Annotated in this window: 25 protein-coding genes; 10 read left to right on the top strand and 15 right to left on the bottom strand. The window is 72.3% G+C overall.

Annotated features, from left to right (window positions below):
• Nucleotides 1–268: 268 nt before the first annotated feature.
• Together ACFV1W_RS23120 and ACFV1W_RS23115 are read right to left on the bottom strand one after the other, a co-directional pair.
• Nucleotides 269–1,684, bottom strand: coding sequence for an APC family permease (locus ACFV1W_RS23120; protein WP_380419109.1), 1,416 nt, complete (start codon nucleotides 1,682–1,684; stop codon nucleotides 269–271).
• Between the two features lie 199 nt (nucleotides 1,685–1,883).
• The gene (locus ACFV1W_RS23115) at nucleotides 1,884–3,290 is read right to left on the bottom strand and encodes a flavin monoamine oxidase family protein (protein WP_380419108.1); all 1,407 of its coding nucleotides are present in this window, start codon (nucleotides 3,288–3,290) and stop codon (nucleotides 1,884–1,886) included.
• 749 nt (nucleotides 3,291–4,039) lie between these two features.
• On the opposite strand from ACFV1W_RS23115, the gene tatA reads away from it, so the two are divergent.
• Together tatA and ACFV1W_RS23105 are read left to right on the top strand one after the other, a co-directional pair.
• Nucleotides 4,040–4,306: a Sec-independent protein translocase subunit TatA gene (gene tatA, locus ACFV1W_RS23110; RefSeq protein ID WP_380419107.1), complete on the top strand. Its 267-nt coding sequence runs from the start codon at nucleotides 4,040–4,042 to the stop codon at nucleotides 4,304–4,306.
• A gap of 174 nt (nucleotides 4,307–4,480) precedes the next feature.
• The gene (locus tag ACFV1W_RS23105) at nucleotides 4,481–5,422 is read left to right on the top strand and encodes a DUF4436 family protein (RefSeq protein WP_380419106.1); all 942 of its coding nucleotides are present in this window, start codon (nucleotides 4,481–4,483) and stop codon (nucleotides 5,420–5,422) included.
• Between the two features lie 303 nt (nucleotides 5,423–5,725).
• On the opposite strand, the gene ACFV1W_RS23100 is transcribed toward ACFV1W_RS23105, so the two are convergent.
• A complete protein-coding gene (locus tag ACFV1W_RS23100; protein ID WP_380419105.1) occupies nucleotides 5,726–7,165 on the bottom strand; it encodes an alkaline phosphatase family protein in 1,440 nt (479 codons plus the stop codon).
• A gap of 425 nt (nucleotides 7,166–7,590) precedes the next feature.
• On the opposite strand from ACFV1W_RS23100, the gene ACFV1W_RS23095 reads away from it, so the two are divergent.
• Nucleotides 7,591–8,340, top strand: coding sequence for a polysaccharide deacetylase family protein (locus ACFV1W_RS23095; RefSeq protein WP_380419104.1), 750 nt, complete (start codon nucleotides 7,591–7,593; stop codon nucleotides 8,338–8,340).
• Nucleotides 8,341–8,489: 149 nt separating this feature from the next.
• Complete coding sequence (locus tag ACFV1W_RS23090) at nucleotides 8,490–9,545, top strand: bile acid:sodium symporter family protein (RefSeq protein ID WP_380419103.1); 1,056 nt, start codon at nucleotides 8,490–8,492, stop codon at nucleotides 9,543–9,545.
• A gap of 208 nt (nucleotides 9,546–9,753) precedes the next feature.
• On the opposite strand, the gene ACFV1W_RS23085 is transcribed toward ACFV1W_RS23090, so the two are convergent.
• From ACFV1W_RS23085 to ACFV1W_RS23075, 3 genes are all read right to left on the bottom strand, one after another.
• Complete coding sequence (locus tag ACFV1W_RS23085) at nucleotides 9,754–10,356, bottom strand: hypothetical protein (RefSeq protein WP_380419102.1); 603 nt, start codon at nucleotides 10,354–10,356, stop codon at nucleotides 9,754–9,756.
• The gene (locus ACFV1W_RS23080; protein ID WP_380419101.1) at nucleotides 10,353–10,751 is read right to left on the bottom strand and encodes a BlaI/MecI/CopY family transcriptional regulator; all 399 of its coding nucleotides are present in this window, start codon (nucleotides 10,749–10,751) and stop codon (nucleotides 10,353–10,355) included. The genes ACFV1W_RS23085 and ACFV1W_RS23080 overlap by 4 nt, the downstream gene beginning before the upstream one ends.
• 189 nt (nucleotides 10,752–10,940) lie before the next feature.
• Nucleotides 10,941–11,168, bottom strand: coding sequence for a hypothetical protein (locus ACFV1W_RS23075; protein ID WP_380419100.1), 228 nt, complete (start codon nucleotides 11,166–11,168; stop codon nucleotides 10,941–10,943).
• Between the two features lie 371 nt (nucleotides 11,169–11,539).
• Between ACFV1W_RS23075 and ACFV1W_RS23070 the strand changes: the two genes are divergently transcribed.
• The gene (locus ACFV1W_RS23070; RefSeq protein ID WP_380419099.1) at nucleotides 11,540–12,190 is read left to right on the top strand and encodes a phosphatase PAP2 family protein; all 651 of its coding nucleotides are present in this window, start codon (nucleotides 11,540–11,542) and stop codon (nucleotides 12,188–12,190) included.
• A 298-nt stretch (nucleotides 12,191–12,488) separates the two neighbouring features.
• Here ACFV1W_RS23070 and ACFV1W_RS23065 read toward each other — a convergent pair whose 3' ends face one another.
• The 6 genes from ACFV1W_RS23065 to ACFV1W_RS23040 form a co-directional block, all read right to left on the bottom strand.
• Nucleotides 12,489–13,049 carry an SHOCT domain-containing protein gene (locus tag ACFV1W_RS23065; RefSeq protein WP_380419098.1) on the bottom strand — a complete coding sequence of 187 codons (561 nt, stop codon included), beginning with the start codon at nucleotides 13,047–13,049 and terminating at the stop codon, nucleotides 12,489–12,491.
• A gap of 35 nt (nucleotides 13,050–13,084) precedes the next feature.
• The gene (locus ACFV1W_RS23060) at nucleotides 13,085–13,792 is read right to left on the bottom strand and encodes a hypothetical protein (protein ID WP_380419097.1); all 708 of its coding nucleotides are present in this window, start codon (nucleotides 13,790–13,792) and stop codon (nucleotides 13,085–13,087) included.
• Nucleotides 13,793–13,863: 71 nt separating this feature from the next.
• Nucleotides 13,864–14,931, bottom strand: a complete 1,068-nt coding sequence (locus ACFV1W_RS23055; RefSeq protein WP_380419096.1) for a hypothetical protein — start codon at nucleotides 14,929–14,931, stop codon at nucleotides 13,864–13,866.
• Nucleotides 14,932–15,295: 364 nt separating this feature from the next.
• A complete protein-coding gene (locus tag ACFV1W_RS23050; protein WP_380419129.1) occupies nucleotides 15,296–15,646 on the bottom strand; it encodes a GNAT family N-acetyltransferase in 351 nt (116 codons plus the stop codon).
• Nucleotides 15,647–15,806: 160 nt separating this feature from the next.
• A complete protein-coding gene (locus ACFV1W_RS23045; RefSeq protein ID WP_380419128.1) occupies nucleotides 15,807–16,337 on the bottom strand; it encodes a DUF429 domain-containing protein in 531 nt (176 codons plus the stop codon).
• A 290-nt stretch (nucleotides 16,338–16,627) separates the two neighbouring features.
• Nucleotides 16,628–17,146, bottom strand: a complete 519-nt coding sequence (locus tag ACFV1W_RS23040) for a MarR family winged helix-turn-helix transcriptional regulator (protein ID WP_380419095.1) — start codon at nucleotides 17,144–17,146, stop codon at nucleotides 16,628–16,630.
• A gap of 249 nt (nucleotides 17,147–17,395) precedes the next feature.
• On the opposite strand from ACFV1W_RS23040, the gene ACFV1W_RS23035 reads away from it, so the two are divergent.
• The 4 genes from ACFV1W_RS23035 to ACFV1W_RS23020 all read left to right on the top strand — a co-directional run bounded on the left by ACFV1W_RS23035 (nucleotide 17,396) and on the right by ACFV1W_RS23020 (nucleotide 22,073).
• Nucleotides 17,396–18,724 carry a SulP family inorganic anion transporter gene (locus ACFV1W_RS23035; protein ID WP_380419094.1) on the top strand — a complete coding sequence of 443 codons (1,329 nt, stop codon included), beginning with the start codon at nucleotides 17,396–17,398 and terminating at the stop codon, nucleotides 18,722–18,724.
• 103 nt (nucleotides 18,725–18,827) lie between these two features.
• On the top strand, nucleotides 18,828–19,682 hold the full coding sequence (gene lgt, locus ACFV1W_RS23030) for a prolipoprotein diacylglyceryl transferase (protein ID WP_380419093.1): 855 nt from the start codon (nucleotides 18,828–18,830) through the stop codon (nucleotides 19,680–19,682).
• Nucleotides 19,682–20,470: a phosphatase PAP2 family protein gene (locus tag ACFV1W_RS23025; RefSeq protein ID WP_380419092.1), complete on the top strand. Its 789-nt coding sequence runs from the start codon at nucleotides 19,682–19,684 to the stop codon at nucleotides 20,468–20,470. Before lgt ends, ACFV1W_RS23025 begins: the two co-directional genes overlap by 1 nt.
• Nucleotides 20,471–20,621: 151 nt before the next feature.
• Nucleotides 20,622–22,073: an MFS transporter gene (locus tag ACFV1W_RS23020; RefSeq protein ID WP_380419091.1), complete on the top strand. Its 1,452-nt coding sequence runs from the start codon at nucleotides 20,622–20,624 to the stop codon at nucleotides 22,071–22,073.
• 395 nt (nucleotides 22,074–22,468) lie between these two features.
• Here ACFV1W_RS23020 and ACFV1W_RS23015 read toward each other — a convergent pair whose 3' ends face one another.
• The 3 genes from ACFV1W_RS23015 to ACFV1W_RS23005 all read right to left on the bottom strand — a co-directional run bounded on the left by ACFV1W_RS23015 (nucleotide 22,469) and on the right by ACFV1W_RS23005 (nucleotide 24,245).
• Nucleotides 22,469–22,591 (bottom strand): hypothetical protein, encoded by a 123-nt coding sequence (locus tag ACFV1W_RS23015; RefSeq protein ID WP_380419090.1) that lies wholly within the window; start codon nucleotides 22,589–22,591, stop codon nucleotides 22,469–22,471.
• A gap of 506 nt (nucleotides 22,592–23,097) precedes the next feature.
• On the bottom strand, nucleotides 23,098–23,883 hold the full coding sequence (locus tag ACFV1W_RS23010) for a sulfite exporter TauE/SafE family protein (protein ID WP_380419089.1): 786 nt from the start codon (nucleotides 23,881–23,883) through the stop codon (nucleotides 23,098–23,100).
• A complete protein-coding gene (locus ACFV1W_RS23005; RefSeq protein ID WP_380419088.1) occupies nucleotides 23,880–24,245 on the bottom strand; it encodes a rhodanese-like domain-containing protein in 366 nt (121 codons plus the stop codon). Before ACFV1W_RS23005 ends, ACFV1W_RS23010 begins: the two co-directional genes overlap by 4 nt.
• Before the next feature lie 237 nt (nucleotides 24,246–24,482).
• Here ACFV1W_RS23005 and ACFV1W_RS23000 point away from each other — a divergent pair, with 237 nt between their 5' ends.
• Nucleotides 24,483–25,865, top strand: coding sequence for a rhodanese-like domain-containing protein (locus tag ACFV1W_RS23000; protein ID WP_380419087.1), 1,383 nt, complete (start codon nucleotides 24,483–24,485; stop codon nucleotides 25,863–25,865).
• Nucleotides 25,866–26,458: the final 593 nt, after the last annotated feature.

Here is a 26,458-nt window from a genome sequence, read left to right as displayed (position 1 = left end):
AAAGGCGGGGGCTGCTGGCCACGGGCGGGTGAAGGCGCGGGCGGGGGTTCCCGGGGGGACCGCCCCCACCTTGCGGGGCCCCCCCCGTGTGGGGTGGGGGGGGGGGGGGGCGCCGTGGAACCCCCCCCCCCCGACACGTGATGTCACGCCTTCTTGCGGGCGCCAATCGCCGTCAGTACTTCCTGGGCCGCCCGGGTCCAGTGCGGATAATGCGCGCACGGCGCGGACGCTGGTCGGCCGAGGGGTTGGCCTGCGTCCTTGCGCCGGGCTACGCCTCGGCGCCCGCGATGCGGCGGCGGCGCTTGGCCATCGGTGCGTACAGCAGTGCGCAGGCGCCGACGGCGATGAGGCAGTAGGTCACCGCCTTGGTGCCGTTCTCCGTGTACTGCTGCCACGCGGCCCAGGTGCAGACGCCGGTCAGGCTCAGAACGACGAGGGAAAGGCCGACGGGCCCGCCGGGGACGCGGTAGGGACGGTCCAGGTGCGGCTCGCGCACGCGCAGCGCGATGAGTGCGGCGACTTCGAGCAGCAGCGTGATGTTGGTGAGGAAGACGTCCACGATGATCAGGTTGCTGAAGCTACTCAGGCAGAACAGGGCGTAGATCGCGGATGAGCCGATGAGGGAGGCGACGGGAACCTGGCGGCGGGCGGTCCTTCTCGCCATCCATTTCGGGAAGTAGCCGTCCTGGGCCAGGACGAAGGGCACGCGGGCGCTGGAAGTGAGGAGCACGGAGAACATCGCGGCCGAGGCGAGCATGCCGCCGAGCGTCACCGCGGTCTGCAGCCACGGGCCGGCCAGGGCGCCGGCCACGGCCGAGAAGGAGCCGCTGTGCCAGCTCTTCCAGCCGGCCGGCCCGTCCGGCCCGAGCGTGAGCGAGGCGACTGCCGGCAGCAGGTAGCCGGCGGTGATGGCCACGACGGAGAGGGCGAGTGCCCGCGGCAGGTGCTTGCGCGGGTTGTCGATCTCACCGGCGAAGGCCGAGACGTCGTCCCAGCCGCTGTAGTTCCACATGGCGAGGAAGAGCCCGGCGCCGAAGGCGCTTGCGATCGACTGGTCCGGGCGGCTGGTCAGCTGCGAAACGGGGCCGGCGCCGTCGCCGAGCAGGTGCGCGAAGCCGGCGACGCTCAACAGCAGCAGCGGAGTGAGGCAGACCACTGCGAACACGAGGGCGGAGGTGCCGACCCTGGCCGTGCCCGTCAGGTTGATCAGGACGCAGGCGGTGATGACGGCGAGGCAGACGAACCAGTGCAGGTCGAACCGGAAGTGGCCCACGGCGAACAGCACGTGCTCGCCGGGTGCGGCCCAGTCGACCATGGACTGCAGGTAGCCGGTGAACAGGACCGGGTAGACGGCCAGGTCCACGAAGCCGCCCAGCCAGCTGAGCATGCCCTGCTGGAAACCCCAGAAGCGTCCCAGCCCGCGCCGCACCCAGTGGTAGTAGCCACCGTCGACGGGGATCGCCGTGCCGAGCTCGGCGCAGACCATCGCGTGCGGAACGCTGTAGACGAGGGGTGTCACCAGGAGCAGCAGCAGGCCGATACCGGGACCGGCGGCGGAGAACAGGCCCTCGATGCCGTAGGCCCCGCCGGAGACGCTGAAGAAGATGAGCGCGACCAGGGGCGCGAGCTTCACGTTCCGGGCGGGGGAGAGGAACTGTGCCGCCGGAGCGGCTGCTGCGGTCACGGCAGTGACGTTCGGTGGCACTTCTCACCTTGATCCGGCGGACGACGGGCAACGAGCCGGGTGATTATCTCCACGGAATCGCCAGGTGGCACATCCGGTTGGCGTCGCCAACTGCCCTGCGCCGGTGATCACGGAGAGTCACGAGCGGCACCGTCGGTCCGGGAGCGGTGCGCCGTCGGAGTCAGCAAGGGCACAGGTGTCAGCCGGCGATCTCCTTGGCCGCGCGGATGCCCGACAGGTAGGCGCCGTGGACGGTGGCGAAGGACTGGCGGTTGGTCGCCTCCCCGGCGAAGTGCACCCGGCCGTCGACGGCGGCCGCCAGCTGGTCGCGCATGTCGGGTGTCGAGCCGAGCTTGTTGAAGGAGTAGGAGCCCAGCGCGTAGGGGTCGGAGGCCCAGCGGGTGATCTGGTACTCGGTCGGGGCGGGGATGTCGTTGCCGAAGATCGTCTTCAGCGTGGTCATGGCGCTGTCGACGATCTGGTTGTCGTTCCAGTCCTCGGTCGTGCGGGCGAAGTCGGCGGCGTTGAAGCCGAGCAGCACAGGCTGGCCGGTGGGGCGGCCGACGTTGATCCACTGCTCCCACTGCCCGTAGTGGCTCAGGTCGGGGATGTGCGTCAGCCAGTCGGTGTCCGGCCAGAATGCCTTCGGGAAGCGCAGGTAGCACTTGTCAAGCACGCCCATGCCGAGCTTGCTGATCGCGGCCTGCTTGTCGGCAGGCAGGCCGGGGCCGAACTTGACCGCCCCGCTCTGCAGGACGCCCAGCGGCAGCGTGACCACCACGTGGTCGGCCTGGACGGTGCCCTTGTCGGTGGTGACCGTCACGCCGCCGGAGTTCCAGTCGATCTGCTTCACGACCTGCCCGGTCCGGACCGACATGCCCTTGGCCAGGTGATCGGTGACGGCGCCGTAGCCGTCGGGGAACAGCACGTCCTTGCCGCTGATCTTGGCGTCGTCGTCGAAGTACAGGCCGGACATCTGGTCGACGCTGCCCGCGTACTCGTGCTCGTAGTCGTTCAGCGCGTACGAGATCAAGGCCTTGTCGGAATCGGAAAGGCTCGACCACCCCAGCGCGTTCTGGACGACGGCGCGCACCGCCTCGTCCTGGTTGTCGTCGCTCTGGAAGGACGACAGCGCCTTCGCGGTGTCCTGCTGCCACCGCTGCAGTGACTGGGCCTGGGGGCCCGCGATCTCCTGGCCGTCGGTGGCGTAGTCGGTGGAGCTCGCGGGGTCGGTCACCACCGTCTTCGCCCCGGCCTGCTTCGCAAGGTCGGTGACCGGGTTGCCGTCGATGCCGTGGATCCACGACGCCCCCAGGTCCAGCGGCGTCCCGGACCATTGCCGACTGGTCCAGACCCGCCCGCCGATCCGGTCGCGCGCTTCGAGCACCGACACCTCATGGCCCTTGTCCGCCAGGTACCGGGCGGCGCCCAGACCGCTGATGCCCGCGCCGACGACGATCACCTTCCGGTGCCTGGAAGAGCTGGGCGGACTGTTCTCCTGGCCGCCGTCCCCGCCGTTGTCACAGGCGGACGTCGAGGCGAGGAGGGAGAGGCCGGGCAGGCTCAGACCCATGCTCTTGAGGAAGCGACGGCGAAGCATCGTCATGCCTTCTCCACTGATCTGCGATCCGACACCGGCCGACTACGAGGATGTCGGTGAATGCCCCGTCACGCCCGCCGTGCCGCCCACCGGTGGCACCACGCTCGGGCCGCTGGGCGCGAGTACGCCCGGGCGGGTGCGCCGTCGTATGCAGCGATGGGCATCGATCCGCCCGGGTCCCCACCTGTACGCCATTCGGTGACGGGCACGGTGTCCAGTCCCTTCGCGAGTGCCGAAGCCGATTCGAGAGCCGCCCCGCCATCTGGAGGCCCCGCCATTCGGCCGGCCATCGCCGAGGTGCCGACGGAGCACGGAGAGGGGCGCGTGGGCACAGCTGCCGCGTCGGTCAAGCTTCGGGCCGCCGCTAAATGCCTCTATTGAAACACTGGAGGCTCAATATGTGCTTTACTGTTTCAGCCCTGTTGGGCTGGCAGAAGGGCAGGATTCCCGTCGGCTGCGCTGCGGAGCATGCAGGTTCCTGCTGTGCATCCCACTACCGCCGCCGACGCTCTCGGCGATCACTGCCCGGATCCGGACCCCGGTCCTCGTGTCCACCCCTGAGGTGCGAGGGCCGGTACGGGTTGACCCTGCAAGCGGGCGGCGAGCAGTCTCCGCCCGTCCTCGTCGGCGATCGCGGCCCGAACCGTTGTACCAACTGAGAAGCCAGTCGAGCCGGGTTGGGATCGGGGACGGGGCATGAAGGAGCCGCCGCGGCGCGGCATCGAAACGAGCACGAAAGATCCGGTGGTGCGGAGATGCTGCGCAATGGCCTGGAGCCCTGGCATGTCCTGGTGATGGTGACGGTGCTGGTGCTGCTCTTCGGTTCCAGGAAGCTGCCCGAGATGGCCCGCGGGCTGGGGAAGTCGATGCGCATCCTGAAGGCCGAGACGGCAGCCATGCGTGAGGACGGCTCGTCCGTCGAGCAGCCGGACGCGGGCACGCCAGCGCCGACCCCGCCGGCGGTCGCCACGGCCACTCTCGCGAAGGCCGATGAACCCGCCAAGTCGGGAAAGGCGTCCTGACCGCGGGCACTTGGAGCTCGGGGTGCGGCGCCGCCGCGCGCCGCCCCTGGTAAGTCGTCTCGGCCCGGCAGGTGATGGGGCCCGTCGGGCCGAGGCATCCCAATCGCAACACCGGCGCGCGTCCGGGCGGCAGCGACCCCGCATGCCCGAACCAGCGCCGCAGGAAGGACGACCGTGCAGGTCACCACTCCCGAGGTCGGCGCAACCGAACCCGCGGCCGAGCCGCAGACAGCGCCCCGTGCCCCTCGTCGCCGAAGCTGGCGGTTCGCCGTCGTGCTGGCACTGATCATCGGCCTGTGCGGGTCCGGTATCGGGCTGTACCTCAATGAGCGCAACACTCGTGAGCAGGCGTACGAGCTGGGCATCCCCTCTTCCGGGGACTGGATCGAGCTGGAGGTCACCGCCCAGGACGTGGATCCGTCGGCGCAGCGGCTGGCGCTGTACGTCGCCGCCATCCCGCACGGCAGGCTCGCCGCCGGCCCCGACTCCCAGGCCTTCGCCCGCCCTGCGGAGATCACCGCCACCGGCACCGCCAAGGCGACCATCAAAGCCGCCGAGGGTGAAGCCGCGGCACCGCAGGTGTTCCACGCCGAGACCTACGGCGGCACCGCCACCGATTACCCCTTCGACCGCTACCGCACGGAGGCGAGCTTCACCGCCACTAGTGGCGGCACAACCGTGCCGGTGGGCCTGGTCTTCACCGACGCCGACCCGTTCTTCGTCCTTCACCCCGAAACCACCACCGCCGCCACCGGCACGGTGGTCCTGGACGCGAAGATCACCCGCTCCCGCAGCACCTTCATCCTGGCCTGGTTCATGATCGCGGCGATGTGGGCACTCGCACTGGCAGTACTCGGCGCCGCCGAAGTGCTCTACCGCAAGCGCGAAGGCCTCATCTGGCCCTCCCTCGGCTGGATGGCCGCGACGATCTTCGCCCTGATCGGCATGCGCAACGCCGCCCCCGGATCACCCCCGATCGGATCGCTCATCGACTACGTCGCCTTCTTCTGGGCCGAAGGCATCATCGCGGCCAGCCTGACCTGCACCGTCCTGTCCGGCATCCGCACCGAGCACCAGCAGCGCCGCGAACGGGAAGCCGCCGCCAACGGGCAGTGACGGCCGGGCCGGCTCCGGAGGCTGCATCGCCTGGTCGGAGTCGTCGGCGTAGCCGAAACCCGCCCCCGGGGCCGTGACCTCGCCCACCTGTCTCTGCGCCTGTCCGGCAGCCAGTGGATCCGCCGGGACCGGGCGCACCCGCCGTGATCGTGATGCGGGCGCGGCGCCGTCCGTGGCCGCGCGGTCTCGGGGTTCCGTTCCGCGGGGGCGCCGGGAGCCGGGCCGGCGGTGGCCGGCCCGGCTGGGCGCCGCGGTGTTCGCGGGGTTCATCGGTGCTGTCGGTCCTTCACGCGGTCCGGCCGGTCACCGCCCGCTCGGGGCGGGGCTGACGATCGGCGTCTGGGGCTGGTCGGCGCGGGCCGTGGCCGGGTAGACGGTACTGCCCGACGCAGCGGGGGCCAGCGCGTGCCCGGAGGGGTTGTTGTAGACGTCCGCACCGAAGGGGCGCAGTCCGTCGGCGGCGGCGTAGCCGAGGTGGCCCTGGCCGTCGGTGCCTCCCTGGTCGACGCCGAACAGGTCTTCCATGCTGCGCAGCCAGGAGTAGTGGTTGTAGGGCTGGTCGCTGATCGAACCCGGCTTGATGTAGCGGGAGATGAGGACGGCGCCGGTGATGCCGCCGCCGGGGGTGGTGTCCTGGCCGAAGGCCTGGAAGCCGGGCTGGGTGGTGTTCGGGCCGGGCAGCTCGTTGCAGCAGGCGACGACCGACTGGGCGGTGTCGGTGGGGGTGTTGAGCTTCGGGTTCTGGTTTCCGGTGTAGTCGGCGACCGAGTTGCCGTACATCTTGTAGGGCGGGAAGGCCTCGTCGAAGATGATCTGGATCATGCCGTCGTGCTGGAAGGCGGGCGAGGCCATGATCTGCGGGACGATCTTCTCCAGGAACAGGTCCGAGGCGTACAGGCCGCCCTGGTGGTCGTTCGGGTCGCCGGAGAGGTTGTCTCCCTTGCAGACGGCGTCGTGGGCGTCGGAGCAGTTGTCGGGCGTGATCCAGGAGAACGCCGGGGTGGTGTCCTCGCTCTTGAGGTCCTCGGCCAGACCGGTCTGGGCCGGGTGGCCCGCGGTGGCGGGGCGGCCGTCCAGCGGGGCGACGTTGGCGCACTCCTGCGGGTCGTCGATGAGCGAGTGGAACCAGGCGGTGGGGTTGTGCTTGGCCACGTACTGGTCCTGGGCGGTCGCGCCCCCCGGGTCCGGGACGCCGGCGCCGGACGGGTCGCCGGGCACGCCGCAGCGGTAGGGGTCCTCGCGGCCGGGCGTGTTGCCCATCTCCTGCATGTACGCCTTCCAGTTCAGACCCTTGTCGTCGAGCTGGTTGAACAGGGTGTACACCGAACTCGGGTACACGCAGCCCGAGGAGGCGTTGACCTGGCCGTCGGCGGCGGGGGTGCCGGGGGAGACGTCCTTGTACTGCGGGCAGTCGTTCTGGTTGTCCGGGGTGGGGGCCTGGCCGGAGACCAGGCTGACGTAGTTGTCCAGGCTGTAGTGGCCGGTGCCGTAGTACTGGCGCAGCAGCTCGCCGTACTGGGGCAGGGTCTTCCAGAGGTAGCTGTTCTGGTTCAGCCCGGTGAAGGTGGCCTCGTAGGACTTGTTCTCCAGGATGATCGTCCACACGTGGCCGATCCTGGGCGTGGCCGGCCGGTGGCCGTCGTGGGCCTGGGCGGAGGCCGGTGCGAGCGAGGCGGCGGCCGTCATCACCGCCACCCCGGTTATCAGCCGCCGTCCCCAGCGGCCGATCGTGAGGCGTGCCATGACACTCCCTCAGTGCGATACGCCGGGGGCCGTCCCCGCCGACAGGACACTGTTCACCCCGCGGACAGCGCGTACCGCCGGGTAGTGCCAACGTGTGGTTGCCGGTGGATGAACAGCAGCCGATGGGATGTCTACGATCCGACCCGCCGGCGAAGTGGCGTCGCGCTCCCTTCCGAGGGGCTGCCGCGCGAGCGTCGATCGGTGCACCGGGCCGTCGGGCCGTCGTGGGCCGACGGGCCGCAGCCGGCCTGTGGACGACGATCTACTACAAGCTGTAGAATTTCTGGCGGTCGAACGCCGGACCCACCACCGCTGCACCTGGAGCGGACTGGCGGAGTCGTTCACCCGATGACCGCGAACACCGGCTCGTCACCCGCCGGCCGCCGCGCCCTGGCGCGCCCACCACTCCCTCCCGAGGTCATCCCATGCATCCCCCAGCGATTCTGGGCATCGGTGCCGCCGTCGCTGCCGCCGCCACCGCCACGCACGCGGCTCCGGCCATCTCCACGTACGGGCCACTGCGCAACCGGCTGATGCCCCGTCTTGCCGGGGAGGGCCGCCCCGACCACGTCGCCCTCACCTTCGACGGGGGCCCCGATCCCGTCTCCACGCCGTACTTCCTGACGTTGCTCCAGAAATACGACGTGCGCGCCACGTTCTTCCTGCTGGGCTCCATGGCGGAAAGGACTCCCGCGCTGGTCCGGGAGATCGCCGACGCCGGCCACGAGATCGCCGTCCGCGGCTGGGGCCACCGTCCGCTGGTGTTGCGCGGCCCCCGTGGCACCCACCGGGACCTGCGCCGCACCCGCGACGCCATCGCCGATCTGACCGGCACCGCGCCGCGCTGGTTCCGCCCCCCGAGCGGCATCATGACCGTCGGCGACCACCTCGCCGCTCGACGACTCGGCCTCACTCCCGTGCTGTGGACCAGCCGGGGCGAAGACTGGACCACCCGCACCACGCCCGAATCGATCCACCACGCGGTCACGGCCGACCTGCACGGCGGCGGCACGATCCTGCTGCACGACTGCGGCTCCACCTCCGTCCCCGCCGCCTGGCAGTCCACGCTCGGCGCCATGCCCCACCTCCTCGACCACTGCGCCACCAGCGGCTGGGAGGTCGGCCCGCTTCGCGACCACGGCGTCAGGCGCGGCCGTCGAGAAGGCGCCGGCTGAACGAGTACCTCGGAGCACCAGGGGCGTCCGCCCTGACCGAAACCCTGAGCGGCAGTCGGCGGGGCCGCACCGCACGGTCGAGCCGAGTGCGTAGCCAGGCCATCGCGGGGAACCCATGGGAACACTGAGTGCCCAATGTGCTGCTTTGCGTGACAAGGGTGATCGCGGTGGCGCAGCGGTGGCTGCTGGGGCTGATGCTGGTCTGCTACGCGCTGGCCGGCGCCTTCCCGGCCCCCGGCGAGGCTCTTCGAGGGCTGGTGCTGCGGGTTCCGGCGGGCTCGGTCGTGGTGACGCTGCCGATGGTGCTGCTGGCGGTGATGCTGTTCAACGCCGGGCTGGGGGTGCGGATCCCCGATCTGCGCGTCGTGGCCTTCCGGCCTCTGCGCCTGGCGGTCGGCATCGCGGCGAACGCCCTGCTGCCCCTGCTCCTCCTGCCCGTTGTCGGGCTGTGCCTGCGGACCTGGCCCGACCCCGCGGAGGCGGAGGGCCTGGTGGTGGGGCTCCTGCTGGTGCTGGCGATGCCGATCGCCGGTGGTGCCGCGTCCTGGGGGCAGAACGCGGGCGGCAACGTCCCCCTGGTCGTCGCCATGGTGATCGGCTCCACGCTGCTCAGCCCGCTCACCGTTCCCCACGGCGCCGGCGTCCTGGACGACACGACCACCGTCGACACCGTCGCCCGCACCGGGGCGGGGGTGTTCGCGCTGCTGTCGGTGGTCCTGCCGTGCCTGACGGGCATCGCCGTGCGCGCCGTGCTCGGCGAGGAGCGCATCCGCCGCGCGCTGCCCGCCGCCAAGGCCGTCAACCTGGTGAACATCCTGCTGCTCTGCTACACCAATGCCGCCGGCGCCTTGGGGCAGGTGATCGCCCGTCCGGATCCCGACCTGGTGGTGGCGGCGCTCGGCATCGCCGGGGCGGTGTGCGGCCTCACGTTCTGCTGCGGCCGGTGGCTCTCCCGATGGACCGGGTGCGACCGGCCTGACGGGATCTCCCTGACCTTCGCCACCGGGATGAACAACAGCAGTGCGGCAGCGGTACTCGCGGCCGGCTGGTTCTCCCACCGCCCCGAGGTGCTGTTGCCGATCCTCTCCTACAGCCTGCTGCAGAAGATCGTGGCCGGTGCGGCAGGGCGTCCGCCCCGCCCGAGGCGGACTGCTGTCCGGAGCGAACCTCCGCTCCCGGCGGGCATCGTGACGCGCCAGAGGTGAAGACAGCAGGCCGCCTCGGAGTCGGCGGCGCCCGGGCGGCCGGTCCGGGCACGGGCCGCGTGTTGCGAACCAGGACGTCGTGGAGGCCTTCGAGGGCACGGCGGAGAGGGGTGTACCGATCCGTTCAACGCCCGGCAGACCACCGGGAGGTGGTGGAAGCGCCCGGGGCCGGCACCGGGACCACGGCCCGGCGGTGACGCCGCGAGCCTCAGTGGGGTGTGCCGTTTCGGCGCCGGGCGGGAGGACAGACGTGCCGGCGTCGGCGAGCCGTCCGGCAACGGCCCCGGTTGTCGCAGCACTGGCGCAGGATGTGCACGCGGTGCACTGGTCCGTGACGGTGCGCCGGCCGGCCCAGGACCGAGCCGAGCAGGGGAATCGCCACCATGAGGACGATCAGAGCCGTGATCAGCGCGATCGCCGTCGTCTGCCGCCCAGGCCCCGGGCGCGGGTCTCCGGTGCCCGCTGCCGAGCGGTCGCGCCGCAGCACCTCGCGAGGAGGGACGTCCGCCCTGCCGGTGAGACGCCGCGTACGCTGCCGCTCGGGGGCAGGCCGATCGCCTGGCCCGCTCACCGGGGCCTGCGCGCGCAGTGCCCGGCGCGACCACTGGCCGATCGTGGCGACCAGGCGGATCTGCCCGATGCCGGTGGAAGCCAGCAGGGCGAGGGACCCGGCCCAGCACACGGCCGACACCACCGCCCCCGACAGCAGCGCCCACGCCGCGACCTTCGGCGACAGCCGTCGCGACAACCGCGGACCGAGGGCGGCCAGCAGCACGCTGGTCAGCAGCGGTACGTACACATCGACGCTCACAGGTCTCGGGACGTCTCGTGCCGACGCAGCAGTTCCTGGAGCGAGCGCTCGTCCTCCCGGGAGAGGGTGTCGACGAACCGGGCGAGTACGGCGAGGCGGTCGCTGCCGCGTTCCAGGAGTGCGTGCATGCCGGCCGCGGTGTGCTCGGCCTCGTCCCGGACCGGTTCGAAGGCGTACCCGCGGCCGGCGCGTTCGCGCCGCACCAGCCCCTTGGCCGCCAGGCGGGAGAGGATGGTCAGCACCGTGGTGTAGGCGAGGCCATCGGGCAGGCGGTCGAGTACCTGCGCGGCGGTCACCGGGCCGTCCGCCGCCCAGAGCACGGCGAGCACCTGCGACTCCAACTCTCCGGCCGCGCGCCGCCCGCCCTCGGCAGATCCGTTCCCGCCCCTGGTCATCGTGTCAGCGCCTCTTCCGTTCCTCGCCACCGCACCGGTCGGCGCCGCGTCGCGCCGCGGAACGAGGGTTTCGTGGAACCCGTCGCGGCGGCACCCGACACCAGTATCCCCGCCCCCAGCAGGCCCCGGAGGGCTTCGCCGGGAGCTTTCGCCGCCACGAGCCGGGAATTCCCGGCCGGTGGCTGCTCGTCAGCCCGTCAAGAGCCACAGGACGAGCCCCGTGGCGACTCCGGCGGCCAGGAGACAGGGCACGACGAGGACGAGGACGAAGACGAGGAGCTCGCCGGCCCGGGTGAGGACGGCGAGGACCGGGGCGCGCTCGCCGGCCGGGCGCCGGCCACTGGTGCGGGCCCTGCGGCCGGCGGCCCGCGGCGGGAGCGCGGCTATGCCGGGAGGCGACGGATCCGGATGGGTCACAGCGGTCACTCCAAAGCGTTCTGGGTCCGCAACGGCGGCTGTCCGGCGGTTCGGGCGTCCGAGACTCCTCGGCGATCGCCCTGCACGGCCCAAAGCTACTACAGCCTGTAGAGCCAGGCTGGGGGCGATGCCCGGACGGACCGCCGGCACGCCGTCGGCCCGCCCCGCCGACCTCTACAGCATGTAGTAGTTTTGCTCTTCGGTCGCCGGGCATTCACCTGCATTCCGCTGTTGCGTCAGTTCGATCCAGACGGGAAAGGGGTCGGTGGCCGGCCGGCATTGCGCACCGCCGCATGACCCCGGCGGCCGGTCCAACCGGCCGTTGGGGCGGTCGCGGCACCCCTCCCCCCGACCCTGAGAGACCGCGCCTGATGACATCCCCCTCTGTGCTCCCCCTCGCGTTCGACGGCTCCGGCATCGACGGCTCGCTGTTCACCTCCGTCACCGGCGTCGCCAAGGACACCCCCTGGCTGAACCAGCCCGTCGAGGCCTGGACCAACCTCGGCCTCGGCGTGTTCGCGGTACTGATGCTCATCGGGTGGTGGAACGCCCGCCGCCGGGACACCACCGCCATGGCCCTCGCGCTGGCCGTCCCGGTGTCCGTCGTCGCCGCGTTCGCGGTCGCCGAAGTGATCAAGAAGATCGTCGCCGAGGCCCGCCCCTGCCAGTCCATGCCGCACGCCTACGTCGTCGAGGCCTGCCCCGCGCCGGGCGACTACGCCTTCCCCAGCGGCCACACCACCACCGCCGCAGCCACCGTCGCCGCGCTGTTCCTGCTGGACAGGCGGCTGAGCGCCATCGCCGCCGTCTTCGCCGTCGTGGAAGCGTTCACCCGGGTCTACGTCGGCGCCCACTACCCCCACGACGTGCTCGGCGCCGCCGTCATCGCCCTGCCCGTCGCCTATGCGACGAGCCTGGCCCTTCGCCGCTTCGCGACCCCGGTCGTCAACGGCCTGGCCAAGGGGCGGCTGCGCCCGCTGGTAACAGCGGCCCCAGCCGCCGCAGCGCACTCAGCCTGCTGACGCTATACGGGTGTGCCGGGCCAGGAACCCGGCGGTCCCACTGTCGGACCCGTGCGTGGGGCGCGGCGGTGGGCCGCTCGCAGGAAGTGACGTGGTCGCGGCCGGAAGGCGTGCTCGTGGGTTCCCCGGCTCGACGGGCTTCTCTGCGGGACGGCAGGGCGGTCCGTGGGTGTGCGCCACAGTCGGACGGCCGGGCGGGGCGCGTGTTCGCCGCGCCGGACGGCGATCACGACGGCGTCATCGCCAAGGCGGCCGCCGACACGTGAGAGGAGGTCTTGACGACCCGCCGGTCAGAGCACTAAATGCCCAGGATCTGACGCTTTTTGGCTTGGAATTCCTCCTCGCTGAGCAGGCCTTCATCCCGCAGCGCGGCAAGCTTTCGGATCTGGTCGGCCGGGTCAGGCGCGGCCACTGGCGTGGCCTGCGCAGTGGCACCCGCCCTTTGGGCGTCAGCCACCAGGCGCCGAAGCTCTGCGGCGATGTCGTCAGCGGTTCGCTTGTCGGTCTTGACCGTCTTTATGAACAGCGCGTTCGGCGCTTCCCATACCGATCCAGCACCCTTGTCCATGCGCCCGAACTTCGTCACCGGGACCGTGCCCGCGGACTGGACAACGATCGACGCTGTGGTCATGCCCTTCCGTGTCTCGATGCCGGCGATGTTCCGCAGGTCCCAGGAGTTGAGTTGGGTCGAGAACATGGCCCCTGTCTGTAGTCCCCACTTGCAGATGAGGATTCGGCGATTGGTCGCGACAAGCGCGCTGTTCTCGCCCGCGCGGGCGACGAGCAGGCGCTCCCCGGGCTCCAGCGCTCCGCCGATCGTCTTCTGGGCCTTCTTGTGGAGTTGATCTAGGTCCGACATCTGGCGTTCCCTTTGGTCGATGGTCGGAGCGCAATTTACCGGCACCGCCGCCACCGCGAGAAGCCTTTCCAGCCGCCCAGGATCCCCAGCCGGACTGCAGGGGTCGGCCACCGTGCGCCGCGGCAGATACGCGGCGGTCCGGGGAGGTGTGCGTCCTGCTGGCGTGGAACTTTGACTGGGTGCCCGGTGGACGGCGCTCGCGGCGGCCACCGGGAACAGGCCGCCCGCCGCGGTGTCGGGCCGTGGCCGGCGGCCTGGGTCGGTGGCGCCGGCCAGCCGAGGGCGGCGACGGCGGTCCTGACCTTGCCGCTGACGGCGGCGGGCATCGGGACGTAGCCCTTGTCGGCGATGGCCTGCTGGGCGGCGTCGCTGGCCGCGTAGGTCAGGAACGCCTTGGCGTTGTCGAGGTTCTCCGGCTTGTTGCCCTTGTCGCAGACGATCTCGTAGGTGACCAGGACGATCGGGTAGGCGTTCTCGGCCTTGGTGCCGTAGTCGAGCTGGAGGGCGAGGTCTCCTCCGGTGCCGACGACGGTGGAGGCGCCCAGGGTGGTGGCGGCGGTGGCCTCGACGGGCTTGGAGGCGCCGGTGGTGATGGTGGCGGACTTGAGGTGGTTGATCTGGGCGTACGACAGCTCGGCGTAGCCGCTCGCCGGTGCATCCGGAAACCTAGGGCCTGCGAGGTGAACACCCTTTCCGGCGCCAGGTGAACCGCGCGTGAACCAGGACGGGCCGGGAGGCCACAACCGACTCCGTGGCACGGGTGATCCGCTGATCGGCGCGGAGCGATGCAGACGAGCCGAAGTACTGGGCAGCTCTATGGTGTTGTGCCGCCGCTCGGCACCGTGGTGACGTCCGACACCTTCAGCTCCACGGGGAAGCGGTGGGTCAGGGCCGAGGCCAGCTGTTCGGCCTGTTCACGGGTGAAGGAGCCGCTGATGACCGCGCTGCCGCCGGGGATGGCGCTGCGGACGTAGGGGTGGGAGAGGACCGAGCCGTCCACCACGATCGCGAACTGGTTGGTGGGGTCGGGCTGGGTGGCGAGCCGGCCGGTGACGTCGGCGAAGGCTTTGGCGCCGGCGGCGTCGAAGGAAAGCTGCACCTGCCAGCCGGCGCCCTGCTGGTCGTCGAAGGCGGCTTTCGCGTCAGTGATGTCGGCGCCGTCGACTCCGACGGGGCCCAACAGGAACTTGTACCAGGTATCGCGGTCGGCGTCGGTGCTGCAGGCGATCGCGGGCGCGGTGGCGGCGTGCTGGTAGTCCAGACGGCTGCCCGGATTGGAGCAGTCCAGCCTCGCCCATTGCGCCGCGAACTCGGGCGGCACCGCGCCCTGGGTGAGGGCGGCCGACAGGTCGCCCGGGGCGGCCGGCGCCGGTACCGTTCCCGTGGCCGTCGGCTCTGTGGCCGGGGCGCGCAGAGCATCCTTGAACGCTACCCCGGCGGCGGGTGAACCCGGTGCGGGAAGGCCCTTCACGCAGGGAGCCAGGGCGAGGACCGGGCGCAGGCGCAGCAGTCCGGGCCGGGCAAGGGCGGCGATTTTGTCGCGTACGTTGCCGGGGGCGGTCACCGAAATGGTGCTGCCGTCGATCCGGGTCTTGAGTCCTGCCAGTCCCATGTCGTGCGCCCTCGCCTGGAGTTGTGTAGCGCTCTGCTGCAGTTGCTCCGTGGTGGCGTCGGGCCCTGCCGTCAGGGTGGCCTCGGTCAGTGCGCTGTCGCCGGCGGCAGGCGCGGTGGCGGCGGCCGTCGCGGTGGTGTTCGAAGCGGGGGCGGGCACCGTGGTGTCGTGCCCGGAGCAGGCGGTGAGCGAGGCCAGCGCGAGGAGGACGGCTGCCGGTCGGCCGGCGCCACGACGGCCTGCGGGCGAGGGTCCGGGTGAGGGATGCATGGCGGTCAGTGTTTCCCCATCGCCCTTAAGGAGATGGCCACTTGACCCAAATGTGACCGTAAGGCGAATTTTGTCGCGTCTTCGACAAAGCGGGATGCGGGATGCCTCGGGCGTGGCCGACCCGGCCCTGGTCGTCGGCACCGGCTTCACCGGGAAGGGCGCGTTGGCGGGTGGTGGTTCGGCGAGGACCGCCGACGGGGAAGGGCGTGACGGGTGCCGGGCTGTCATGCCACGGTGGCGGGAGGCCGTCCCCTGCCGGTCCGACCCGCCGAGGAGCACCGCGTGGCCGCTCCTCGGCCGGCCCTGCGTCAGGAGGTGAGGTGGAACGCTTCCAGCTCCACGCCGTACCAGCGGGTGGTACGCCTCAGGAAGGCCATCCCGAGTCGACGGCAGACGGCGAGAGAGGGCTGGCTGTCGGGCCGGACCACCGCGTGGATCTCGGCCAGCCGTCGGTGAAGCCCTTGGCCACGGTGTCCTGCACGGCCTCGCTGGCGAAGCCGTTCCCCCGGCTGTCCGGGTGGAAGTACCAGCCGACCTCGACCTCGCCGCCCCCGTTCGGGATCGGCACCAGCATGGCCGTGCCCGCGATCACGCCGGTGTCCTTCCGCTCCGCGGCCCAGACTCCGAAGCGCGGGTCGGCCCCGTGGGAGCGGAGGCGTTCGATCGCAGCCTCGGCTTGTGCCGGGGTCTCCAGCACGCGGGGCGCGTTCCCCAGCCACCGCGCGACTTCCCAGCGGGAGTAGATGTCGAAGGCCCGTTCGCGGTCTCCGTACTACCACTGGCGAATCGTCAGTCGGTCAGTGGTGAACATGACGGCGATTCTTCTCCTCCTGGCCGCCGTGTGCCGGTCCCACCGAAAGCGATGCCCGCAGGGATCACCGTCCCTGCGCGAGGCTGTGCAGGGTGCCCTCCTCGGGCAGGTGGATCCAGCCTTCGACGGCGGCGGCCGGACCGTCTTCGGCAGTGGGCAGGCCGGTCAGGCCCTTGGCGCAGGCCCGGGCGACGAGGGCTGCGATGAGGGCGTCGAAGGCGTGCTCGTCGCGCTCGTACGCCTCCTGGACCTGCGGTGCGCAGCGCAGGAAGGGTGCCGCCTGCAGCAGTTCGTCCATGGAACGCTCGGCGCCGAGCTGCCACCGCAGGCGGGCGGCCTTGGGGTAGACCTCGACGACGGGGCCCGTCCCGGTGCGCTCCACGGGGTGGCCGCGGTGGGCGAGTTCGTCGGCCAGGTGCGCCCAGCGCGCGGCCGTGGCACCGAGCTTGTCGAAGGACACGGACAGCGGCTGCAGACGCGGGGCGAGGGCTTGCCGTACGACGATGTCGGTGCGGCGGTGGCGCAGCGCGGGGCGGTGTCCGGTGCTGGTGGTGCCGCGTCCGGGCCAGGGTTCGTGGTGGGCGTGGGCGGTGATCGCCTGGATGAAGGGGATCGGCCAGCCGAAGGGGCAGTCGACTCCGGCGCGCTCGCCGGGTGCAGGCCGGTGAGGTGGGTGAGCAGGTCGTCGTCGGTGCAGCGCAGTCGTGGCGGGTCGACGCTGGCGCTGTCACCGTTCCAGTGGATCACGGCGAGGGCCGTGGTGGCGGGGCTTGCCGCGAGGTCGATCCCGATGCTTCGCACGGGGGCCATCATCGCGGACGCGCGGCGGCGTGGACAGGCCCTTGCTGGTCTCTCCGGGCTGCTCGTCGGGCGGCGGGCCTGCGGTCAGCTGTCCGGCGACGGGCTTTCGGTGGCGGCGAGCTGGTGGTGGAGCTGGCGTACGAGGGAGACCATGGCGGGCAGGGCGGCGCCGAGGGCGGCCCGTTCGTCGGGTTCGAGGGCGTCGAGGGCGGTGCCGATGCGTTGTTCGTGGGCTCGTTGCCAGGCGGCGAGGCGTTCGGCGCCCTGTTCGGTGAGCTGGACGGCGGCGCGGCGCCGGTCGCGGCTGTCGGTGCCGCGGTCGACCAGGCCTGCGGCCATCAGGCGGCTGACGAGCCCGGAGACGGTGTTGGGGGCCAGGCGCAGTCGTTCGGCGAGCTGGCCGGCCTGGGCGGGCTGGGACTCGGCGAGGGACTGGAGGATCTCGACCTGGGCGATCGGGAGGGTCTCCCAGGGGTAGTCGGAACGGATCGAGGCGCGCAGGGCCCGGCGCAGTCCCGTTATGGCGTCGGTGAGCAGGCGCGCGTCGGGGCCCGGCCGTTCGAGGTCGGGGCGGGCGCTGGTGTCGGCGGTCGGGCTGGCCATGGTGCCAACCTAACCATGCCGCGACCTGGTCGCGGTCCGCCATGCGCCCGCTCCGGTCCCGGCAGCGCCTTACGGCACGTGGCCTCCTCCGGCGGCGCTTGTCGGGAAGGAGCACCCGAACGGTGGACATGGCGGTGTCGTGTCGGCCGTTCGGGCGGTGCGGGCGAGCACCCTGGGCGTTCAGGTGACTGTACGTACGCGGCGTTTCGGGGGCGGGATGCGCCGTACCCGCCCGTCCGGGAGGACCGTGTGGATCAGGTGAACGAGGCCGGAACGGACCGGTCCGCCCCGCAGGCGCGTCTGCTGCCCCGTCAGGCCGGGGCCGGACGTGGGCCGGAGTGGAAACCGGCCGGGGTGTGGGCGGGTGAGGTGCGCGCGGGTCTGATCGTGGCGTTGTTCAGCGTGCCGGAGGGCATGGCGTACGCGGCGATCGCCGGGTTCGATCCGGCGGCGGGCCTGTACGCCGGCGTGGTTCCCGCGGTCGTCGGTGCGCTGTTGTGCCGCTCGGTGCTGATGGTGACCACGCTGACCAGCGCGATCGCGCTGACCTCGCAGGAAGTGCTCGCCCAGGCGCACCTGGATCCCGCGGACGGGGCGAACGTGGCCGCGCTGGCGCTGCTGGTCGGCGTGGCGATGGCCGTCTTCGCCCTGCTGCGGCTGGGGTCGGCGCTGCGGCTGGTCTGCGGTGGGGCGATGGCGGCGTTCGCGGTGGGCATCGCCGTGCAGATCGTCGCGGGCGCCCTGGCGGACGCCACCGGCTTCCGGGCCGGGCATCACAACCAGCTGCTGCGGATTGGCGGGTGGGCGGCGCACCCGGGCGGGTGGTCGTCGGCGGCGACGTGGACGGCGGCGGCGACCGTCGCGGTGTGGTGGCTGGCTCACCACTGGCACCGTGCGCGGCCGCACGCGGTGCTGATCGCGCTGGTGGTCGGGAGCGCGGGGGTGCGGGCCTGGTCGGCGCCGGTTCCGCTGGCCGCATCGCTCGGCGCCCTGCCGTCCGGGCTCCCGCACCTGTCGCTGCCCGACTGCGGTGTGCTGGCCCAACTGGCGCCGGGCTCCTGCGCGGTGGCCCTGGTGGCCCTGGCCCAGGCCGCCGGGATCTCCGACGACCGCACCGGTGGCGAGCACCGGGCCGGTGGCGCGCGGGACGTCCTGGCGCAGGCCGCGGCGAACGTGGCGGGGGCGTTCTTCCAGGCGATGCCGGTCGGCGGCTCGCTCTCACGCACGGGGGTGGCCGTGGCCGCCGGGGCCCGGACCCGCTGGGCCGGTGCCGTCTCCGGCGTCGCCCTGGCCGTCCTGGTCGCCTCCTGCGGCCGCGCGGTCGGACTGATCCCGCTGCCGGTGATCGGGGCGCTGCTGGTCGTCGTCGGCGTGAAACTCGCGCTCGCCCGCCTGCCCGAGCTCCGGGCCGCCTGGCGGCGCGGGCCCCACGAGCGGGCGGCGACGGTGCTGACATTCCTCGCCGCCACCGAGATCCCGCTCCAGTACGCGCTCCTGCTGGGCGCGGCCGTCTCCCTCCTTCCGCGGGCGGCGGCGCGACTGCACCGCCGGTGGCGTCCGCAGACCGCACGCTCCTGACCGCGAGATACTGCGGTTACCGAGCTAATCGGTGCCCGATGTACTGTGGTGCCCCTCGCGCGGCAGGACCTGCGCCGCGCCCGGCCGCGAGGGGACCGGCCTCATGCATCTGGCGTACCTGCCCAGCCCTTCCCAGGGCGTGTGGCACCTGGGACCGATACCGATCCGCGCCTACGCGCTGTGCATCATCACCGGCATCGGGGCCGCGGTGTGGCTGACCCGCCGCCGCTGGGCCGCCCTCGGTGGCAACCCGGACCACGTCGCTGACATCGCCCTGTGGGCCGTGCCGTTCGGCATCGTCGGCGGCCGCCTCTACCACGTGATCACCGACCCCGAGCTGTACTTCGAACCGGGCCGGCAGCCGATCCGCGCGCTCTACATCTGGGACGGCGGCCTCGGCATCTGGGGCGCGGTCGCCCTCGGCGCCGTCGGCGCCTGGATCGGCTGCCGCCGCCACGGCGTCCGCCTGTCCGCCTACGCCGACGCTCTCGCCCCCGGCCTGGTGCTCGCCCAGGCGATCGGCCGCTGGGGCAACTACTTCAACCAGGAGCTCTTCGGCGACCCGACCAACCTGCCCTGGGGCCTGCTCATCGACCCCGCCCACCGCCCCGCGGCGACCCGGGACATAGCCCTCTACCAGCCGACGTTCCTCTACGAGTCGCTGTGGGACCTGGGCTGCGTGGCCCTGCTGCTGTGGGCCGACCGCCGCTTCGACCTGCACTCGGGGCGCCTGTTCGCCCTCTACGCCGCCTCCTACACCGCGGGCCGCGCCTGGGTCGAGGCCCTGCGCGACGACCACGCCAACCACATCCTGGGCCTGCGCCTCAACATCTGGACCGCCCTGATCGGCTTCGCCCTCGCGCTCGCCTGCCTCGTCGCCACCCGCCACCGGCAACCCCCGGCCGACCGCATCCACCGCACCCCCCAGTCCGCCGAACCGGCCGAGGTCACCAGCTGATGCCCCATCCCACCGCCCCGATACACGAAACCACCGCCCCGGCCGACCGCCCCGTACCGGCCACACGGCGCCCGCGCCCGGCCTGGTGGGCCGAACTCCTGCTCGCCGGCGCCGGATACGCCCTCTACACCGTCAGCCGCAACGCCGTACCCGACCACCGCGCGGCGGCCCTGCGCCGCGCCCAGGAGATCCTGGACGCCGAACGCAGCCTGCACCTGAGCTTCGAGCTCGCCGTCAACCACGCCGCCGACCACGTGACGTGGCTGATCACCGGCATGAACTACTACTACGCGACCCTGCACTTCATCGTCACCATCGGCGCACTGCTCTGGCTCTACGCCCGCCGCCCCGAGCACTTCCGCGAGGCCCGGACGGCCCTGTACGCGGCGACCGCGGCGGCCCTGGCCGGCTTCTACCTCTACGCCCTGGCCCCGCCGCGCTTCCTCGCCGGGGAGGGCTTCATCGACACCGTGGTCGTCCACCACACCTGGGGCTCCTGGGCTTCCAGCTCCGTCGACACCGTCTCCAACCAGTACGCCGCCATGCCCTCCGTGCACATCGTCTGGTCCACCTGGTGCGCCGTCGTCCTGTACCGGTACGCCCGCAGCCGGGCCGTGCGTACGGCGGCGGTCTGCTACCCGGTCGCCACGCTCGTCGTGATCCTGTCCACGGCCAACCACTTCGAGGCCGACGCCGTCGCCGGGCTGCTCACTATCGCCGCCGCCTTCGCCGCCGCCCGCTGGGCGGCCCGCTTCTCCTTCCGGCCCTTCCGGGCGCCACTCGCCTGAGGGTTCTGGGGGATCAATCGATCGGATATCGAGTACATCCTCTACCGATCATATCGGTGACAGATATATTGGGTTCGGGCCGCCGCTGGAAGCACAACCCCACGGGCGGCGGCCCCGCCCGTTCGCCGACCAGCCGATCGAGGTATCCGCCATGACGGTCCGCGACCGCAGCACCCCGGCGTCCTCCACCCCGCGTCTACGGGCGCTGCTCACCACCGAGCGGCCCAGACCCGGCGTGATACGCGACCACCCCGGCGCCTGGCGCCTCGCGGTCGCCACCGTCTGCTTCGGTGCCTTCATGGGCCAGCTCGACGCGAGCATCGTCACCCTCACCTACCGGCCGATCGGCGCCGAGTTCCACACCGGCCTGGCCGGTGTCCAGTGGGTGTCCCTCTCCTACCTGCTGACTCTCGTGGCCCTGCTGGTGCCCGCCGGGCGCATGTCCGATGTCCACGGCCGCAAGCTCATGTACCTGTACGGCTTCGCCGTCTTCACCGCCGCGTCCGCCGCCTGCGGCCTCGCCCCCACCCTGACCGCGCTCGTCGCCTTCCGCGTACTCCAGGCGGTCGGCGCCGCCCTCATGCAGGCCAACAGCGTCGCGCTGGTCGCCACCAGCGCACCACCCGGCAGGATGCGCACCGCCCTCGGCATCCAGGCCGCCGGACAGGCCATCGGACTCGCCCTCGGCCCCACCGTCGGCGGAGCCCTCGTCGCCACCGCCGGCTGGCGCTGGGTCTTCGGCGTCAACGTCCCGGTCGGCATCCTCGCCCTCGCCGCCGGGTACTACCTCCTGCCCTGTACCCGCGACCGGGCCACCACCTCCCGCCTCGACCTGCCCAGCGTCCACCTGCTCGCCGCCGCCACCACCCTGGCCCTCCTCGCCCTGTCCGTCCTCTCCGGACTCGGCCTGCCCCCCTGGACCGCTGCCGCCCTCGGCGTCGGCGCCGCACTCGCCGCGTGGGCGTTCCTGCGCCGCCAACGCGGCCTCGACCACCCACTCCTGGACCTGACCCTGCTGCGCCGGGGTCCCATCGGCCCCGGACTGCTGGCCGGGCTGTGCGGCTACCTCGTCCTCTTCGGCCCCCTGGTGCTGGTGCCCGTCGAACTCGACCGCCACGGCGGTTCACCCCTGACAGCCGGCCTGGTGCTCACCGCGCTGCCGGTCGGCTTCGCCCTCGCCGCGACCACCGCCGACCGCCTCCTGCCCCACGCCTGGGACGACCAGAGGCGCAGCCGCTACGGCGCGGCAGGCTGCATCGCCGCCTTGGCGCTGCTCGCCGCCGTACCACAGCACGCGGCGGTCCTGCCCTACCCGCTCGCTCTGCTCGGCCTCGCGCTTGGGGTCTTCCTGCCTGCGAACAACACCCTCGTCATGAAGGCTGTCCCGAGCCGCTCGGCCGGCACGGGCGGCGGCATGGTCAACATGACCCGCGGCCTCGGCACCGCCACCGGCGTCGCCGCCGTCACCCTCGCCCTCCATCTCGGCGGCCAGGACACCGGCGCCCGCCTCGCGATCCTGGCCCTGCTCGCCTTCGCCGCCGTCGCCCTGGCGAGCACCATGACCGCCCGCAGCCAGACGGCACCGGTCGAGGGGGAGTCGTGAACGGCCACACCCCGCTCATGTGACTCCGGAACCGACCGGACCAGATCGGCGACGGCCGCTCGGCACATGGCCGACGGCGCGGAGCGCAGCCCAAACGGCGTCTCGCCACCCCGCCGGGGAACCGGACGACTTCTCCCGGCGGCCCGACGGCCCCGACCGGGACTTCCCCGAGGCGGCCTTCACCACTGCCTGACCAGGCCCGACCGGCGACCGCAGGGCGGCCGGCGTACAGACTTCCCAGCCCCACGCCGGAGGCGTCCCGGGAACCGAAGCGCCGAGGTCCCGACCCCAAGGCCCGGTCCACGCCCGCCGGGCCTCTTCCGAGGACGCGCGTCCGAGCCGGTTCGCCCCACGGGCCGGACCAAGGCCCCGCCCCGGCGATGGAAGGAACCGGGCTATCGGCGGGACTCGGCCGCAGCACGGAACTCCCGGGCCATTTCCGCAGCCTTGGTGACGTTCTGTCCGGACACGGCATCCGAAATGTCGAGCACCACAAAGGTGTTGACGTCGATCCACACTGCTGCCGTCGTTGCGGGCCATGCTCATGAACGAGTCCGGCAAGTGGAGTTGCGACAACGGCTGGTTCCCGGCAGCAGGCGGTTGTCCGCTCGGACTTCCGCCGGTCGGTGTCGAGCCCGCGCCCCCCGTACCGCCTCCGCCCGCCGAACCGGCGGTTGCGGGAGGTGCGCCCGGTGCGGCTGCGGGCCCCGCGCGGCGGACCGGGTCGCCGAGGTCGGCGGTGGCCTCGGTGGGCACGTCGTGGTGAGCTCGGGGTTGTCGAGCCCCTGACGGTGGTTCGGCGCGGCAGGACGGCGTACGGCTGGGTTCGACCTGTGCGCTCGGGTCGGGCTCGGTTCTGCCGTACGACCAGCCGGCCCGGGTGCCGCCCGGAGCTGCTGATCGGGTTGGCGGCGAACCGCATGACGGTGAGCTGTTCGAGTCGGGGGTGGAGCTGCTCGACGGTCAGGGGCGTTGCCATGGGGTGGGGTCCTTCCAGTGGGGGAGCGGCGTGCGATGTGCGGGGTCAGTGGAGCGCGTCGGTGATCATCAGGGCGGCGACGGCGAGGAGCGCGACGGCGAAGACGGTCTGGAGGGTGTGGCCGCTGAAGCGGTCGGCCAGGCGTTTGCCGTCCCAGGCGCCGAGGACGGCGGCGGCGGTGAACGGGGCGATCACGGCCCAGTCGAGCGAGCCGGTCGTGCCGATGCGTGGGACCAGGGCGGCCAGCGAGTTGGCGCTGATGACCAGCAGGCTGGTGCCGACGGCCTCGGCCATGGTGAAGGCGAGGACGGAGACCAGCGCGGGGACGGCGAGGAAGCCGCCGCCCACGCCCAGCAGACCGGTGACGGCGCCGAGGCCGGCGCCGGTGGCTGCGGCCCGTGCGGGCCCGCTTTCGGTGGGCCGATCGCCCCCCGGGTCGCGGGGACGGTGCCGTGCGGTGTCCTTCGGCTTGCGCGCGGAGGCGAGCATGCGCCAGGCGGCGAACGCCGCCAGCACCGCGAACGCGACGGTGAGCAGGGTGGCGGGCAGGTGGGCTGAGAGTGCGCCCGCGGCGGCGGCCAGCGGGAGTCCGGCGGCGGCGAACAGCAATCCGGTGCGCCAGCGCACACGACCGGCGCGGGCATGGGCGAGCAGTCCGGTGAGCGAGGTGGCGGCGACGATGAGGAGGCTGGCGGTGCCGGCGTGGGCGGGGGAGAAGCCGAGCAGGTAGATCAGGGCGGGGACGGCGAGCATGCTGCCGCCTCCGCCCAGGCCGCCGAGCGCCAGACCCACGACGGCACCGGCGATCAGGGCCAGCACGAGCGCGGTCATATGACCTGTCCGCCCGTGCCGTGTGCGGTGACGACGGGGAGCCCGGCGTCGGCCCAGGCCCGCATCCCGCCCGCCACGTTCACGGCGGTGACGCCGCGCGCCGTGAGCAGGGCGACGGCGAGCTGCGAGCGGTTGCCCGAGCGGCAGATCGCGAGCACCGTCCGTCCCGCCGCGTCGGGCGGCAGATCGCCACCGGCGTCGAGGACGCCGAGCGGAACCCACACCGCGGAGGGCGCTCGGCCGGCGGCGTACTCCTCCTGCTCGCGGACGTCGACGAGGACCGCCCGGCCGGCCGCGACCATCCGCTCGGCCTCGGCCGGGGTGGCCTGCGGCGAGGCGGGTGGCTGGTGGGACGAGAGCATGGCTGGCCTCCGATGGGTGTGTTGCGAGTCGGTGGAAGCGGCGCGCCGGTGCTGGTGACGACCTGGCGCGGTGGCGAGTGACGGCCTGTGAACGGCGCCCCTTGCTTTCGATAATACCCATGGGGGTATCTTTGAGGGCAAGGGATACCCCACCCCGTATCTTTCGGGATCACACGGCGGCCCGATTCGGCCGCATCGGGCCGAGCTGCCACTGCCTCAGGAACATGAGCGATCCACGTGTTCTTCGCCCAGTACTACCTCGACTGCCTCTCCCAAGCCTCGTACCTGATCGCCGACGAGGCCACCGGCCGCGCTGTGGTGGTAGACCCGCGGCGCGACATCGACGAGTACGTCGCGGAGGCCGAGGGGCGCGGCTTCACGATCGAGGCCGTGATCAACACCCACTTCCACGCCGACTTCCTGGCCGGCCACCTGGAGCTGGCGGCCCGCACCGGCGCGTGGATCGGCTACGGGCAGCGCGCGGAGACCGAGTACCCGATCCGCCACCTCGCCGACGGCGAGCGGATCAGCCTCGGTGGGGTAGCTCTGCAGATCATGGAGACCCCTGGCCACACCCCCGAGTCGATCAGCGTCCTCGTGTACGAGCGCGCCGAGGATGCCGTGCCGTACGGCGTGCTGACCGGCGACGCGCTGTTCATCGGCGACGTCGGCCGGCCCGACCTGCTGGCCTCCGTCGGCGTGACGGCCGAGGAGCTCGGCCGGATGCTCCACCACAGCGTCCAGTACAAGCTGATGTCGCTGCCGGACGAGGTCCGGGTCTTCCCCGCCCACGGTGCCGGCTCGTCCTGCGGCAAGAACCTGTCCACCGAGCGGCAGTCCACCATCGGTGCGCAGCGCGCCACCAACTATGCCTGCGCCCCGATGGGCGAGGACGACTTCGTCGCCATCGTCACCGCCGGCCAGTCCACCGCACCCGGATACTTCGGCTACGACGCCACCCTCAACCGCCAGGACCGCGCCCTCTACGACGCTGCGCTGGCCCACCACCCGCTCACCGTTGGCCAGTTCCGCGCCCACCGCGCAGCCGGAGCGGTCGTCGTCGACGCCCGCAGCCCCCAGGAGTTCGCCGCCGGACACCTGCGCGGCTCCATCAACGTCCCCGCCGACGGCCGCTTCGCCGAACAGGCCGGCGCCGTCCTGGCGCCGGACGCCGAGATCCTCGTCGTGGCGCCGGACGGACAGGAGCGGGAGGTGGTGACCCGCCTCGCCCGCATCGGCTTCGACCGCACCGCCGGCCACCTCGCCGACCCGGAGACCGTCCTCGCCGCCCTTGCCGACGACCTCACACCCGCCAGCCGCCTCACCGTCGACCAACTGCGCACCGCCCTCACCGCAGACCTGCCGCCGCTCGTCATCGACGTCCGCACCTGCGGCGAACGCGCCGAAGGCTCGGTCGAGGACTCCGTCCACATCGCCCTCAACGAACTGCCCGGCCGCCTCGACGAGATCCCCACCGACCGGCCGCTCGTCCTCCACTGCGCAAGCGGACACCGCTCCTCCATCGCCGCCAGCCTCCTGCGCCACCACGGCTACGGCGACGTCTCGGACCTGCTCGGCGGCTACGCCGCGTGGGCAGCCGCCCACCAGCCCGCCGCCTGAACCCCGCCCCTGGTCCGGAAGGAATACCCACCGCTCCCCGACTGCTTCCATAGATACCCATAGGGGTATTTATGGAAGGGTTGTGGGAGTGATGGCGAACGTGGCCGTTCAGGCAGCCGAGCCGCTCGTCACCGCCTGCGGGCGGCGGATCGACGTAGGACAGCTGATAGTTAGCGGTCCTCCCGTTCGGATCGGTCGCGTCACCCTCGATGTCGGACCCGAGACCGGCGGAACCTCCCGCATCCGGGCCGGACTCAGCCCAGCCGAGGCGCGTGAACTCGCACAGCGCCTGCTCGACCAGGCAGCCCGCGCCGAGGGCGTGTCGTCACCCACGGCCGCCCGGGGGGTGGTCGAGGTGGTCCGTGTCGGCCCCCACGGCTGGGCCGCGACCGCACGGGGCCGGCACCTGTTCACAGCCGGCGGTCGAGCCTCGGCACCCACACCCGTGGAGCAGCTGGTGGCGTCGGCGGCAACCTGTGCAGCCGAACGCGCCGCCCGATTCCTGGAAGGCCGGGGCCTCCCGCACGACACCCTGCGCGTCACCGCCCACTACGACGAACCGACGACCAGCCCGCCAGGATCATCTCCCTGCG

It is taken from the genome of Kitasatospora sp. NPDC059648 (assembly GCF_042734825.1).
In the GTDB taxonomy this organism is placed as follows: domain Bacteria; phylum Actinomycetota; class Actinomycetes; order Streptomycetales; family Streptomycetaceae; genus Kitasatospora.
This window is presented reverse-complemented; position numbering and strand designations above follow the sequence as displayed.